Below are 13,593 nucleotides of genomic sequence, written 5' to 3'. Positions count from 1 at the left end.
ATGCAATCAGAACAACGTCTGCGTTTTCGCGATGCGATGGCCAGCCTGTCGGCCGCAGTGAATGTTATCACCACCGAGGGTGAAGCTGGTCGCTGCGGGATCACCGCCACCGCCGTCTGCTCGGTAACGGACACGCCACCATCGCTGATGGTGTGCATCAACGCCAATAGCGCCATGAACCCGGTATTTCAGGGCAACGGCAGGCTGTGCGTTAACGTGCTGAACCATGAGCAAGAGATAATGGCTCGCCACTTCGCCGGAATGACCGGTATGGCAATGGAGGACCGCTTTGCGCTCTCCTGCTGGCAGAACGGTGCGCTGGCACAACCGGTGCTGAAAGGCGCGCTGGCCAGCCTTGAGGGCGAGATAAGCCAGGTGCAAACCATCGGTACGCATCTTGTCTATCTCGTTGAAATTAAAAATATCATTCTGAGTGACGCGGAACATGGCCTGATCTACTTCAAACGCCGTTTTCACCCGGTCATGATGGAGACGGAAGCCGCAGTATAACCCCCTCTCGCGCTGGCCTTTTTTCCGGCCAGCGCCGCTTTCCACAAAAATTCCTAAGGTTTCCACTAAATCACGCCGTTATATAACCATAAGAGAAATTTTCTGTGCCTGAATACTGACATCTGTTGTCAGTGCCATCCGCATCATTCAGCGCATACACAAATATACAGGATGACCTTATGGCTAAAACGACGCGGAGCCGCTCGGCTGAACGTCTGGTCGATATTCTGGTTGAACTACATTTAAACGGTGTGGTAAACCGCAGTGCGCTAATGGAAAAATTTAAAATTACCGAGCGTACCGTCTACCGGGATTTAAATGCACTCTCTCCGATTGTTGAACATACCGGTAATGGGCTATATCGACTGATCCATTCTTCACAATCTCCCGGCGGACAAGGATTACATCACTCACTGGCTAACTTCCTGAATGCTGATAGCTTTTTCCCTGAAAGAAATACGGAATTCTGGCAGAAACTTGAAACACGCGTTGACGAAAACCATATTCTTATCCTTGGGAATGAAGCAGAACACACGGTACAACGCGATATTCGTCGTCATTTAGCGAAAATCGAGAAATCGATTAAGAACCATAATGTTTGCCAGATCGTTTATAAGAGTAAAACCCGTCTGATTAATCCCTATAAACTGATTAACAAAAAAAATATATGGTATTTACAAGCCACCGAGAATGGCAGACTGAAATCCTTCTCATTGAGTCAGATTAGCTGGCTTGATATTCATACGACCACCTTCACTCCTGAAGAGAATGCTCGCGAGCTGCTGGAAAAAAGCCTCGACCCCTGGGTGTCGGAAGATACTTTCGCAGTGAAAATATTTATTAAAAATAATATTTCACATTACTTCCTGCGCCGCGATCTCCTGCCGGAGCAAGAGTTGCTGGAGGAGCAACACGGCGGCGTCACGCTGCGCTGTCAGGCGGCACACGAAAATCAGATCTTGCCGCTGCTTTTCTACTGGCTGCCAGACATTCAGATCCTGGAGCCGAGCTGGCTTAAGGAGAAACTCATCCGAACACTGGAAAGCTACCTGGCAATGGAGAGCAGCGCGCATAACCAAGTGATCTCAATCACATAATTTCGACCGCTGGCGGCGAACCGGAACCACTCGCCGCCACCTTTGACCGCTTACCTGGCACTTTCAACCACTCATCCATTTACCCTCCTTTACACACGCGACGTTCTGGCAAGATCCCACCAGCATTAATCAACACCTCCTCACAACGAACCCTGACCCTTTTTTCTTTACATAAAAAACCAGGTCTATTATGGATACTAAAAAACTACTGAAGCACGTGCCCTGGGCCTTACTCGGGATCCTCGGCGCTTTTTGTCTGGCGGTTGTCGCATTACGCCGGGGCGAGCACGTAAGCGCCCTGTGGATCGTGGTCGCGTCTGTTTCCGTCTATCTTGTGGCTTATCGCTACTACAGCTTGTACATCGCGCAGAAGGTCATGAAGCTCGACCCGACGCGTGCCACTCCGGCGGTCATAAACAATGACGGCCTGAACTATGTGCCAACCAACCGCTACGTGCTGTTTGGTCACCACTTTGCCGCGATTGCGGGCGCGGGCCCGTTGGTCGGGCCGGTACTGGCCGCACAAATGGGCTACCTGCCAGGTACCCTGTGGCTGCTCGCAGGCGTTGTGCTGGCAGGTGCGGTACAGGACTTCATGGTGCTGTTTATCTCTTCTCGCCGTAACGGTGCCTCTCTGGGTGAGATGGTCAAAGAAGAGATGGGTCGCGTGCCGGGAACTATCGCCCTGTTTGGCTGCTTCCTGATTATGATCATCATCCTTGCGGTGCTGGCACTGATCGTGGTGAAAGCGCTGGCCGAAAGCCCGTGGGGTGTCTTCACCGTCTGCTCTACCGTGCCGATTGCACTGTTCATGGGTATCTACATGCGCTTCCTGCGTCCGGGACGCGTGGGCGAAGTGTCGGTGATTGGTATTGTGCTGCTGGTTGCGTCCATTTACTTCGGCGGCGTGATTGCACACGACCCGTACTGGGGCCCGGCACTGACCTTCAAAGACACCACTATCACCTTCGCACTGGTCGGTTACGCATTTATCTCCGCCCTGCTGCCGGTCTGGCTGATTCTGGCTCCGCGTGACTACCTGGCAACCTTCCTGAAAATCGGCGTTATTGTCGGTCTGGCGATCGGTATCCTGGTGATTAACCCGGATCTGAAAATGCCAGCCGTGACGCAGTACATCGACGGTACTGGCCCGCTGTGGAAAGGCGCACTGTTCCCGTTCCTGTTTATCACTATCGCTTGTGGTGCGGTCTCGGGCTTCCACGCGCTGATTGCGTCCGGTACTACACCGAAGCTGCTGGCGAACGAGAAAGACGCACGCCTGATCGGTTACGGCGCAATGCTGATGGAATCCTTCGTGGCGATCATGGCGCTGGTTGCCGCTTCCATCATCGAACCGGGTCTGTACTTCGCAATGAACACCCCACCAGCAGGTCTGGGCATTACCATGCCAAACCTGCATGAGATGGGTGGTGACAACGCGGCGCTGATTATGGCGCAGTTGAAAGACGCAAGCGCACATGCTGCAGCAACCGTCAGCTCCTGGGGCTTCGTGATTTCGCCTGAGCAGATCATGCAGACCGCGAAAGACATCGGCGAACCGTCCGTGCTGAACCGTGCAGGTGGTGCTCCAACGCTGGCTGTCGGTATCGCGCACGTGTTCCACAAAGTGCTGCCGTGGGCGGACATGGGCTTCTGGTACCACTTCGGTATTCTGTTTGAAGCCCTGTTCATCCTGACCGCGCTGGACGCCGGTACCCGTGCTGGCCGCTTCATGCTGCAGGATCTGCTGGGTAACTTCGTGCCATTCCTGAAGAAAACCGACTCTCTGGTTGCGGGCGTACTGGGCACGGCGGGTTGTGTTGGCCTGTGGGGTTACCTGCTGTATCAGGGCGTTGTCGACCCACTGGGCGGCGTGAAGAGCCTGTGGCCGCTGTTCGGTATCTCTAACCAGATGCTCGCAGCCGTTGCTCTGGTGCTCGGCACCGTTGTCCTCGTGAAGATGAAACGCACCAAATACATCTGGGTCACCGTGGTCCCTGCGCTGTGGCTGCTGCTCTGCACCACCTGGGCACTTGGCCTGAAACTGTTCAGTGCCAACCCGCAGCTGGAAGGCTTCTTCTTTATGGCTAACCAGTACAAAGAGAAGATTGCCGCAGGCGGCGCAGACCTGACTGCGCAGCAGATTGCCAACATGAACCATATCGTGGTGAACAACTACACCAACGCGGGTCTGAGTATTCTGTTCCTGGTGGTGGTGTACAGCATCATCTTCTACGGCATCAAAACCTGGCTGAAAGTGCGTAACGCCGAGGGTCGTACGGATAAAGAAACCCCGTATGTGCCGGTGCCGGAAGGCGGCGTGAAGACCTCTTCACACCATTAATGACGTCATATCCAGCCCCGCTTCGGCGGGGCTTTGTTCTTATCAGGACACGTTATGTTTGGTAACTTAGGCGAAGCAAAAAAATACCTCGGTCAGGCGGCGAAAATGCTGATTGGCATTCCGGACTATGACAACTACGTTGAGCATATGAAGACCAACCATCCGGATAAGCCGTACATGACCTACACCGAATTCTTCCGCGAGCGTCAGGAAGCGCGCTACGGCGGAAGTGGAGAAGGCGGCGTCCGCTGCTGCTAAAGGAGACACCATGACCCCGATTGCCGTCACCCTGCTGACCGGTTTCCTCGGCGCAGGTAAAACCACCCTGCTGCGCCATATTCTGAACGAGCAGCACGGCTTCAAAATCGCCGTTATCGAAAACGAGTTTGGCGAAGTTTCGGTAGACGATCAGCTGATCGGCGATCGCGCCACGCAGATCAAAACCCTGACCAACGGCTGCATCTGCTGCACCCGCTCTAACGAACTGGAAGACGCTCTGCTGGACCTGCTAGACAGCCGCGATCGTGGTGACATCAATTTCGACCGCCTGGTGATTGAATGCACCGGCATGGCTGACCCCGGCCCAATTATTCAGACCTTTTTCTCCCATGAGATCCTCTGCCAGCGCTACCTGCTGGACGGCGTGATTGCGCTTGTCGATGCCGTCCACGCCGACGAACAGATGAATCAGTTCACCATTGCTCAGTCTCAGGTGGGTTATGCCGACCGCATTCTGCTGACCAAAACCGACGTGGCGGGCGAGAGCGAAAAACTGCGCGAGCGCCTGACGCGCATCAACTCCCGCGCCCCGATTTACAGGGTGACGCACGGGGATATCGACCTGTCTCAACTGTTCAACACCAATGGCTTTATGCTGGAAGAGAATGTCACCTCGAAGCCGCGCTTCCACTTTATGGGAGATAAGCAAAACGACGTGGCGTCGATTGTGGTGGAGCTGGATTATCCGGTGGACATCGGCGAGGTTTCGCGAGTGATGGAGAACCTGCTGCTGTCGTTTGCCGACAAGCTGCTGCGCTACAAAGGGATGCTGTGGATACACGGTGAACCAAACCGCCTGCTGTTCCAGGGTGTACAGCGTTTATATAGCGCCGACTGGGACAGGCCGTGGGGTGAGGAAACGCCACGCAGCGTGATGGTGTTTATTGGCATCCAGCTGCCGGAAGAGGAAATTCGGGCGGCATTTGCGGGACTACAGAAATAAACGCTATGCATCCCCTCTGCCCAGTAATTTATTAACCTGAAGCGATGAGCTTTGTATCAGGAAAATGAATAAATTACAGCGATGTCCTGGTCCGGCTGTAAATCGCCGAGGCGTTTCCGTAAGGCCGGGGCGAGGCGCAGGGATGCGCCGAGAGGGCGTGGCCTGCAGGGATGCAGGCTCATGCCCGACCCGATAGCCTGAAGGAATAAGCTGAGGGCACCGCGAAGCGGCGATTTACCGCCGGGAGCCCGGGTCGCCAGGGTGGTGGCGAGTGAGCCACCCTGGCACGTTCACAGGTCATGCCGTTACAGAGTAGCAAGGAACATAAAGTGAACGGAATAACCTCCACAGCCGTATGTTCCCCCTCACCCCAGCCCTCTCCCTCAAGGGAGAGGGGGCCGTCTGTGCAGGCATTATTTTGTGGGGATACTTATTTCACCGCCTCCGGCAGCGTCACAATCCACAGCTCGCTGTCCGACTCCGGCTTCTTCAGCGGCTTCACGCTGAGCGTGGTTTCCACCGGTTTATCATCCAGCGTCAGCTTACCTTCTGCGTTCACCCGATAATCCTTGAGCTTCTTGCCCTCGACCGGGTTTTGCATCGCCACCTTTACGCCAAAGTCGTTATCGTTCGCCACTGCCAGCGTTTTGCTGTCGATCAGCGCCAGCCCTTCGGCCTTCTCCTGCTGCCAGCCGAGGGCGCGTAAATCAACGACCTGCGTTTTCACCGCAAGGGTTATGCCGCGCTGCGCCAGGGTCTTCTCATCATCAAACTCCGGGTACTCGCCCGGCTTGTCAAAGGCGGAAAGGTCGCTCGCCTTGCTGAGATCCACCTTGTAGATCAGGTTACGCATCCCGTCGTTTTTATCGCTTCCCTGCTCAATCAGCAGGATGTGCTGGTCATCGAGCGCCACAATGTCGCCAATTTTGGCATCACTGTTTTTACTGTAGGCGGAGCTATCGATGGGATAGCCGTACATCGCGGTTTTCCCGGTCGCCGGGTCGAAGCTGACGAGACGCGTAAACAGCGCCTGTTTTTTACTTTTACCGTCGATATCCAGCGTGCTTTGCACAGCGGCAATAATGCGTCCGTCAGGCATACGGGTCAGACCTTCAAAGCCCCGGTTCGGTTGACGCCATTTGATAATGTTTGGCAGACCGCCCGCGATGGATTTTTCCCCTTCCGCCGCCTGCGGCCCATGAATAGCCAGGATTTTCCCACTACTGTCGACGTTTATCAGGAACGGACCATACTCGTCGCACAGCCAGTATCCGCCTTTGCCGTCCGGCGTGATGCCTTCCGTGTCCAGCCCGCGGTTGTCACCCTTCAGCGTCTTTAACGTGTCGCTGAATGCCACTTCATTGGTGGAGCCAATCACGCCGCTTTGCAGCGGTAGCCCGTTAATCTCGCCTTTATCGTCGTGCAGAGGGCGGGCATCAATGGCCTCGGCTTTACCGTCTTGTACACGGATGGTCATCAGCAGCGGCGCGAAATCCGGCGTAACAAAAATTTTGGCTTCGTTTTTACCCATTTTTGGCGCGTCCGCATTCGGACCACGATCGGTAACCGTCACGAAGGTCAGCGCATCGCCCTGCTTGCCGGTGAACAACAGGCCAGAACCGATTCCGACAGGAAGTCCATGCGGGAAAGCATCCGCAAACGCCCCGCTGTAGTTCACGTGGGAGCCTTCGGGAAAGCTAACGACATAGTGTTCAGCCGTGGGCTGCGCCGCCAGGCCAGAGAAAGAGAGCGCACAACCGATAAGTACAGGAATAATTTTTCTTTTCATATTGTTAGCATCCATAGAGTGAAGCCAACACCGTAAAGAATCAACGTGTCAGAAAAATGACATTGCGAGGAAACAGGGCCGAGCAGCTGAACGTATAGTCAGCGCCAGAAATGTAAGTTTTTGTGGTTTTGTATGACACCTGAAACATTTCTGGAAATTATTAGAAATGCCATTAATGCATTCCGAATGATTATCCCCGCCTCGTTCAGTTTATGTTTAGTCAAAAAATTAAACTGTTCTTAAACAGCAGAAAATCACGCGTTGACACCTCTAAAACAAAACACCTTCATAACAATTTGGGCAATAAAATTAACATTTACAGTATAAAAAGTTGATCCTAACCACATTTGCAGTCATAAACATCGCTTGTTAAGGTGCCGTAAGATTAATTTGATGACGAGGCATAAAACATGAAAAAACTGAATATCCTTCTTCTTTCTGCTCTGACCGCTATCTCGGGTTCCGCACTGGCGATGGGTGGCAGCATTGAGCAGGGTAAAAACTTTACCAACCTCAATCTGGAAATGGGTAAATCCTCGTCTGGCCTGTATGCCGAAAGCAACTGGCTTAAAAACACTGACGACGGCACCCAGACAGGTGGAGTGGGTGCAGGTTACAACCTGGAAGTCGGCCCGGTGATGCTGAATGCGGGCGCGAAGGCGATCTACCTTGGCCCGAAAAAAGGCGATAACGGCGTGGCGTTCCCGATTGGTGGCGGCGTTAACGTTGCCCTGACCGACAGCATTCACGTATTTGGTGAAGGTTATGTCGCGCCAGAAGGTCTGAACAACAGCGTGAAAAACTACGTTGAAGCCAATGGCGGCGTAAGCTGGACGCCAATTACGCCAGTGACCCTGAAAGTGGGTTACCGTCACGTGAGCGTAGATGGCAAAGACGGCCGTCCTGGCCATACGCTGATTGACGGCGCCTATGTGGGCGGCGGCGTGAGCTTCTAAGTCTTATGGTCATAAAAAACCTGTCTGATGGCAGGTTTTTTTATGTCGAGTTGGCTAAGCTCTACCAGATTAGAGAGCGTTATAACGACTAATTTGCTTCCGTGCTGGCAAGAATAAATCCTTGCAACTCGTTTACAAAATCCCGAACGCTGTCACCGCCTAATCCACTTTCATTCATCGCCTTTAGATTATCCAGTACCTCTCTCAGCCCGTCATCACGACTCAGCAGAATTTCCGCTTTAGAAATATCATGGAGTAGATCCAGGCACAGTTTTTTACCTGCCGCAGTTATCCCGCCATATGCTCTGAAAGCAAAATCATTTGTAGCATAACTCATCCATGAAATATGATCATTATAGGCATGGTGGTTGCAATGAAATGCCGCCGTCAGTTGAGATGCCACAGGATAAACACCCGCTGGGTTTATACCACTCCACCAGACTGCTTTACTTTTCTTTAAATTGCAGTCATAGCAAGCAACGGCGAGATTTTTCATGGTCAACGAAAACCGAGGAAAATAGTGACGAGGCAAAATATGCTCAATTGGCTTTGCATGGGCAATGTTATAAAGATAGCGTTGACAATAGCAGCAACGGTATTTCTGTTTTTTGGCCAAATAGTCTCGCAGATTTGATGTAATCTCGGAACCTTCAAGTTTCGTCGTTGTCTCATCCTCCGGAATAGATAAGTCACGCAATTCCCCCCAGACATCCACCGCATTAGTAATGGCATGCAAATATAGCCGAACTAGCTCACGCTTAGCGGCCGCTTTTTTTCCTTTCCGGAATGGAAGTTGTGCACAAAAATCATCAAACTGAGTCGTCATTTATCACCCCACCTGCTCATTTTGTTGGTATGACCTGCTCCCCGTTGATTAGTACACCCCGATGTTAGTAATGTCTTCATAAGCCACATGAGGACATCCCCATGAAGAAGCGTTTTTCCGACGAACAGATCATCAGTATTCTCCGCGAAGCCGAAGCTGGGGTACCCGCCCGTGAACTCTGCCGCAAGCATGCCATTTCCGATGCCACGTTTTACACCTGGCGTAAGAAGTATGGCGGTATGGCGGTGCCTGAAGTTAAGCGCCTGAAGTCGCTTGAGGAAGAGAACGCCAGACTCAAGAAGCTGCTTGCCGAAGCCATGCTGGATAAAGAGGCGCTTCAGGTGGCTCTTGGGCGAAAGTACTGACGACAGACCAGAAGCGGGAAGCCGTGATGTTGATGTGTGATGCGACCGGTCTGTCGCAACGTCGTGCCTGCAGGCTTACAGGTTTATCCCTGTCGACCTGCCGCTATGAGGCTCACCGTCCGGCTGCTGATGCGCATTTATCAGGGCGCATCACTGAGCTGGCACTGGAGCGCAGGCGTTTTGGCTACCGTCGTATTTGGCAGTTGCTGCGCCGTGAAGGGCTTCATGTTAATCATAAGCGCGTGTACCGGCTTTATCACCTCAGTGGCCTGGGCGTAAAACGCAGAAGACGTCGTAAAGGGCTGGCAACAGAACGTCTGCCGCTGCTCCGTCCGGCGGCGCCCAATCTGACCTGGTCGATGGATTTCGTCATGGACGCACTTTCCACCGGTCGCAGGATCAAGTGTCTTACCTGCGTCGATGATTTCACAAAGGAATGCCTGACGGTCACTGTTGCCTTTGGGATTTCAGGCGTTCAGGTCACGCGTATTCTGGACAGCATTGCACTGTTTCGAGGCTATCCGGCGACGATAAGAACTGACCAGGGGCCGGAGTTCACTTGCCGTGCACTGGATCAATGGGCCTTTGAGCATGGTGTTGAGTTGCGCTTAATCCAGCCGGGCAAGCCAACGCAGAACGGATTTATTGAGAGCTTTAACGGACGATTTCGCGATGAATGTTTGAATGAGCACTGGTTCAGCGATATCGTTCATGCCAGGAAAATTATTAATGACTGGCGGCAGGATTATAACGAATGCCGCCCGCACTCCACGCTGAATTATCAGACACCGTCTGAATTTGCAGCGGGCTGGAGAAAGGGTCATTCTGAGAATGAAGATTCCGACGTTACTAACTGAGTGTTGTATCTAATCGTGGGGGCAGGTCAGTGAAGTTATTAATGCTTGGTGCGGGATTAAAAAAAGTAAATACGGCGACGATTGATATTATCAATACATGGTTAAAAGAAGCATGGAACCAGCTTACCGGGTCACTTGCCGTACTGAAGCCTGATGGTAACCGTTTCTATTTGCCGAAAGAGCATTTGACCTTCTCTTTAATAACGGATGCCTGGATTTGTCCGGTCACCAATAAAATTCTGGACACTGCTTTTAAAGGGTTAACCCCATATCTACCCACTCACATTTCCTTTGAACAACTCACCCAGACGCAATATGACGCATTTGTCGCGCAAAAGGTCACCATGCCAGAGATCTGGAAGGTGGATCGCTCACAAGAAGACTATGCTCCGGGTTTGGCTAAAGTACGTGACTGGGTCAGCAACGAGCCGCTGATCGCAAAATTGCGTTCGGAAAACGTCTGGACGGATATTAACGATCGTGTCGTGGAAGGCGGATTTTACTACCGCACTGCCGAGCACTCTGCCCAGCAGTCTTCAGAACGCCTGCAAAGCTACGAAAAGATGTTCAAGAACGGGCAGCTTAATGTTCTCAACTGTTCCACCACCATGGAAATGGGGGTTGATATCGGTGGCATTACCGCCGTCGTGATGAACAACGTACCGCCGCATCCGGCTAATTATTTACAGCGAGCCGGGCGAGCCGGACGTAGCAAGGAATCGCGCGCGATATCTTACACATTGTGTAAAGGTAACCCGCACGATCAACAGGTATTTGCCAACCCGCTTTGGCCTTTTGAAACAATGATCCCTGCACCAATGGTGGCGATGAACTCAGCCCGGCTGGTGCAACGCCACGTCAATGCGTTATTGCTCTCTGACTTTTTATGTCACGTTATTGGCGAAACGGATAAAGAAAAAACTAGTCTCGATAGTCTCTGGTTTTTCGGTGAAGACGACGGGCAATCAAAATGTGAACGCTTTAAAGTCTGGCTGGAGCGTCCGGTTCTTAATATCGACGCGGCGCTGGAACGGCTGGTGAAAGGTACGGCGCTGCATGGAGCCAGACCCGACCTGCTGCGGGATAAAACCATTAACGCGATTACTTTCCTGCAACAGAGATGGCTTTCCGTCTATCGCGATCTTGTTGCACAGGAACGCGAATCGCAGCCGCAAACGCCTTATCGCAAGCGCATAGAACTGGAAAAAAAACGACATTGCGGCGAATATTTACTGCGCGATCTGGCGGCCAGAACCTTCCTTCCCGGATACGGCTTCCCAACGGATGTGGTGACGTTTGATAACTTCACAATGGAAGACTATATTCGCGAAAAATCGCAGAAAAGCCGGGATAAAAAAGATCGCGAAGATAACGTGTCACGCTACAAAGGGCTGCCCTCCCGTAACCTGGGAGTCGCTATCCGGGAATATGCACCAGGCGCAGAGATCATACTGGATGGCCGGGTCTTCCGCTCCGCCGGTGTCTCGCTGCACTGGCACAATGTTAACGCTGATACCAATGAGGCCCAGCGTCTGGATTGCGCCTGGCGCTGTCACAAATGCGGGACCATAGTCTATGAAGAGGGGTTGAGCAGTTCCGGGACGCTATTTTGCACCAACAGCACCTGTGGTGAAAAAATCATCCTGGAAAATCGTCGCCAGGTGCTGCAGCCAGCCGGGTTTGTGACCGATGCGCATGCGCCGTTGACAAACAACATTGAAACCATGAAATTTATCCCGGTTGTCCCTGCCTGGGTATTTGTTAAAGCTGAACCCGTACCGCTGCCTAACCCGACAATGGGGTATATGACGTTTGGTGCTGATGGTCATGTTTTCCAGCAAAGTCTCGGAGAAGGTGGGCATGGTTACGCGTTATGCCTGAGCTGTGGGCGTGCAGAGTCGATGCTGAATGAGAAGGATGCACCGAGAAGTATGGAAGCTCACTACCCACCGCGTCCGGGAAAAGCGGATCGCGACAGCCAGAATCAACGTCTAATTTGTCCCGGTTCGACGGCGCTCATGAAGAACGTCACGCTGGGGGCGTTGGCGCGAACGGATGTCTTTGAAATGGTCCTACGCAAGCCGCAAAACGGTGAATATCTGCCGGATAATACAGATGAAGGTCGGCTTGTTGCGATGACGTTGGCGGTTGCATTGCGTCAAGCATTGGCGGGTGTATTGGGTGTTTCTGCCGCAGAACTGGGCTACGCTGTGCGTCCGGTCAGACTGGAAAACGGACAATCGGTATTAGCCGTTCAACTCTACGATGTGATTAGCGGTGGCGCAGGTTTTGCGTCCAGTGCGCCATTGCACATTGAGGCCATTTTGCAGGGGATGGTGAAACAGCTGGGCTGCACCCATTGTGATACCGCATGCAGTGAATGTTTGCTCGATTCCCAAACCCGCCACGATCATGACCTGCTAGACCGTAAAGCTGCGCTGACCTGGCTTGGGGATGACTTCAGTTTCTACATTGGTTTACCGGATGAAGAGACATTCTCGCTACCGGATGCCCGATATTGCCCGGGAGCAATTGGCGATACCCTTCGTCGGGCGATTAACGAGGGAGCTGAAAAACTCACTCTGTGGGTAAACGGGCCGCTAAATGAGTGGGATCTTTATGCCCGTCAATTCCGGGCGGCGATTCAGAACTACCGGATTAAAGACAATGTTGCGGTCGACCTTGTCATTCCTGCTGGCATCGATGATCCGGAGCTGTTGCATGAGCTTTCGCAGTTTACTGCTTTGGGCGTGCGTTTGTGTCATAGCGAACAGGCTCTGGAATTGCCGATTGTTGCGCAAGTCGCCTTTGCCGATCGCGTAATGACGCTGGCTTCACGCAGCCAGCAGGCAACTATCCCAGGGCCAGGCTGGCACCTGAATGACGAACTGGTCGTTCGCAGCCTCGGCTATAACACGGTAAAACTGAACGAGTTTGTTTTGCCGGGGAAAGCAGCGAACGCGGTTGAGCGTGTCAAAGACATAGAGATTCATAAACAGTTAAATGGTCCACTTTCGCAGTTCGGACAACGCTTCTGGGATTTGCTGTGTAACAACCATGAAGAAGCACAGTCACTGATGAAAAACCAGCGAATCACCAGCGTTCACTATACCGATCGCTATCTGCAAAACCCGGTTGCGCTGGCACTGCTGGGTGCGATACTGAAACCGCTAAAAACAAAGCTGACCGATGACGCGGAGCTTGAGCTTGATACTCTGTTTAAGCCCAAAGATCGTTCAGGAAATCGCCCCTCTCATGACTGGATGAGCGAAGCGGATTTTCAGGATTTCGCCGACCAGTGGTTTACTGCGGCAATGGGCAGAGCGGTAGAACTGACGATGTTCGATTCGCCACGTGATATTCCACATCATCGTAAGCTGACGGTGACCTTTGAAGATAGTCAGATGTTGAAGATTCGCTTCGACCAGGGAATGGGATACTGGCGTATCGACTTCCCGTATGCATGGCGTAACTTTGACTTTACTGATGATGTGACTTATCAGCTAGTAAAACTGGCGCAAGCCTGCCAGGAGGGCAAAGTCCTTAATAGCGAGGAACGCTGGGCAACGGATGTGCTGGTAGAGGTGATGCCGTCTTAATGCATTAGCGCTCCCAATAAAGAGTTGG

The 13,593-nt window shown here is 52.6% G+C and carries 9 protein-coding genes and 1 pseudogene; 8 read left to right on the top strand and 2 right to left on the bottom strand.

Annotated elements, in window-relative coordinates; genetic code table 11:
• From ACLHV8_RS02720 to yjiA, 5 genes are all read left to right on the top strand, one after another.
• Complete coding sequence (locus tag ACLHV8_RS02720; protein ID WP_208594033.1) at nt 1-510, top strand: 4-hydroxyphenylacetate 3-monooxygenase reductase subunit; 510 nt, start codon at nt 1-3, stop codon at nt 508-510.
• Nucleotides 511-689: 179 nt separating this feature from the next.
• A complete protein-coding gene (locus tag ACLHV8_RS02715) occupies nt 690-1,607 on the top strand; it encodes a helix-turn-helix transcriptional regulator (RefSeq protein WP_028016552.1) in 918 nt (305 codons plus the stop codon).
• Nucleotides 1,608-1,797: 190 nt separating this feature from the next.
• Complete coding sequence (locus ACLHV8_RS02710; protein WP_208594034.1) at nt 1,798-3,951, top strand: carbon starvation CstA family protein; 2,154 nt, start codon at nt 1,798-1,800, stop codon at nt 3,949-3,951.
• A 54-nt stretch (nt 3,952-4,005) separates the two neighbouring features.
• Entirely contained in the window at nt 4,006-4,209 is a 204-nt protein-coding gene (locus ACLHV8_RS02705) for a YbdD/YjiX family protein (RefSeq protein WP_003856610.1), read from the top strand.
• A gap of 10 nt (nt 4,210-4,219) precedes the next feature.
• The gene (gene yjiA, locus ACLHV8_RS02700; protein WP_208594035.1) at nt 4,220-5,173 is read left to right on the top strand and encodes a GTPase; all 954 of its coding nucleotides are present in this window, start codon (nt 4,220-4,222) and stop codon (nt 5,171-5,173) included.
• Between the two features lie 430 nt (nt 5,174-5,603).
• Here the strand turns inward: yjiA and ACLHV8_RS02695 are convergent, their stop codons facing one another.
• Entirely contained in the window at nt 5,604-6,962 is a 1,359-nt protein-coding gene (locus ACLHV8_RS02695) for an esterase-like activity of phytase family protein (protein ID WP_129324074.1), read from the bottom strand.
• Nucleotides 6,963-7,372: 410 nt separating this feature from the next.
• On the opposite strand from ACLHV8_RS02695, the gene ACLHV8_RS02690 reads away from it, so the two are divergent.
• Nucleotides 7,373-7,918: a YfaZ family outer membrane protein gene (locus ACLHV8_RS02690; RefSeq protein ID WP_028016547.1), complete on the top strand. Its 546-nt coding sequence runs from the start codon at nt 7,373-7,375 to the stop codon at nt 7,916-7,918.
• A gap of 88 nt (nt 7,919-8,006) precedes the next feature.
• Here the strand turns inward: ACLHV8_RS02690 and ACLHV8_RS02685 are convergent, their stop codons facing one another.
• Nucleotides 8,007-8,744, bottom strand: a complete 738-nt coding sequence (locus ACLHV8_RS02685) for an HNH endonuclease (RefSeq protein ID WP_049006226.1) — start codon at nt 8,742-8,744, stop codon at nt 8,007-8,009.
• Between the two features lie 101 nt (nt 8,745-8,845).
• On the opposite strand from ACLHV8_RS02685, the gene ACLHV8_RS02680 reads away from it, so the two are divergent.
• A protein-coding gene (locus ACLHV8_RS02680; RefSeq protein ID WP_121528277.1) for an IS3-like element ISSen4 family transposase occupies nt 8,846-9,966 on the top strand; the annotation gives its coding sequence in 2 pieces (ribosomal slippage) (nt 8,846-9,104 and nt 9,104-9,966; 1,122 coding nt in all).
• 23 nt (nt 9,967-9,989) lie between these two features.
• A pseudogene (locus ACLHV8_RS02675) lies at nt 9,990-13,565 on the top strand (helicase-related protein); the annotation flags it as partial.
• Nucleotides 13,566-13,593 lie beyond the last annotated feature (28 nt).

Origin of the sequence: Enterobacter sp. CPE_E863, from assembly GCF_046521465.1 — a bacterium.
Classification (GTDB): Bacteria; Pseudomonadota; Gammaproteobacteria; order Enterobacterales; family Enterobacteriaceae; genus Enterobacter; species Enterobacter adelaidei.
This window is presented reverse-complemented; position numbering and strand designations above follow the sequence as displayed.

What these genes read in the sequence shown, in the direction of transcription:
- ACLHV8_RS02715 (WP_028016552.1), top strand. Translation starts at nt 690, where the DNA reads ATGGCTAAAACGACGCGGAGCCGCTCGGCTGAACGTCTGGTCGATATT.
- ACLHV8_RS02710 (WP_208594034.1), top strand. Translation starts at nt 1,798, where the DNA reads ATGGATACTAAAAAACTACTGAAGCACGTGCCCTGGGCCTTACTCGGG.
- ACLHV8_RS02685 (WP_049006226.1), bottom strand. Translation starts at nt 8,744, where the DNA reads ATGACGACTCAGTTTGATGATTTTTGTGCACAACTTCCATTCCGGAAA.
- ACLHV8_RS02720 (WP_208594033.1), top strand. Translation starts at nt 1, where the DNA reads ATGCAATCAGAACAACGTCTGCGTTTTCGCGATGCGATGGCCAGCCTG.
- ACLHV8_RS02695 (WP_129324074.1), bottom strand. Translation starts at nt 6,962, where the DNA reads ATGAAAAGAAAAATTATTCCTGTACTTATCGGTTGTGCGCTCTCTTTC.
- ACLHV8_RS02705 (WP_003856610.1), top strand. Translation starts at nt 4,006, where the DNA reads ATGTTTGGTAACTTAGGCGAAGCAAAAAAATACCTCGGTCAGGCGGCG.
- yjiA (WP_208594035.1), top strand. Translation starts at nt 4,220, where the DNA reads ATGACCCCGATTGCCGTCACCCTGCTGACCGGTTTCCTCGGCGCAGGT.
- ACLHV8_RS02690 (WP_028016547.1), top strand. Translation starts at nt 7,373, where the DNA reads ATGAAAAAACTGAATATCCTTCTTCTTTCTGCTCTGACCGCTATCTCG.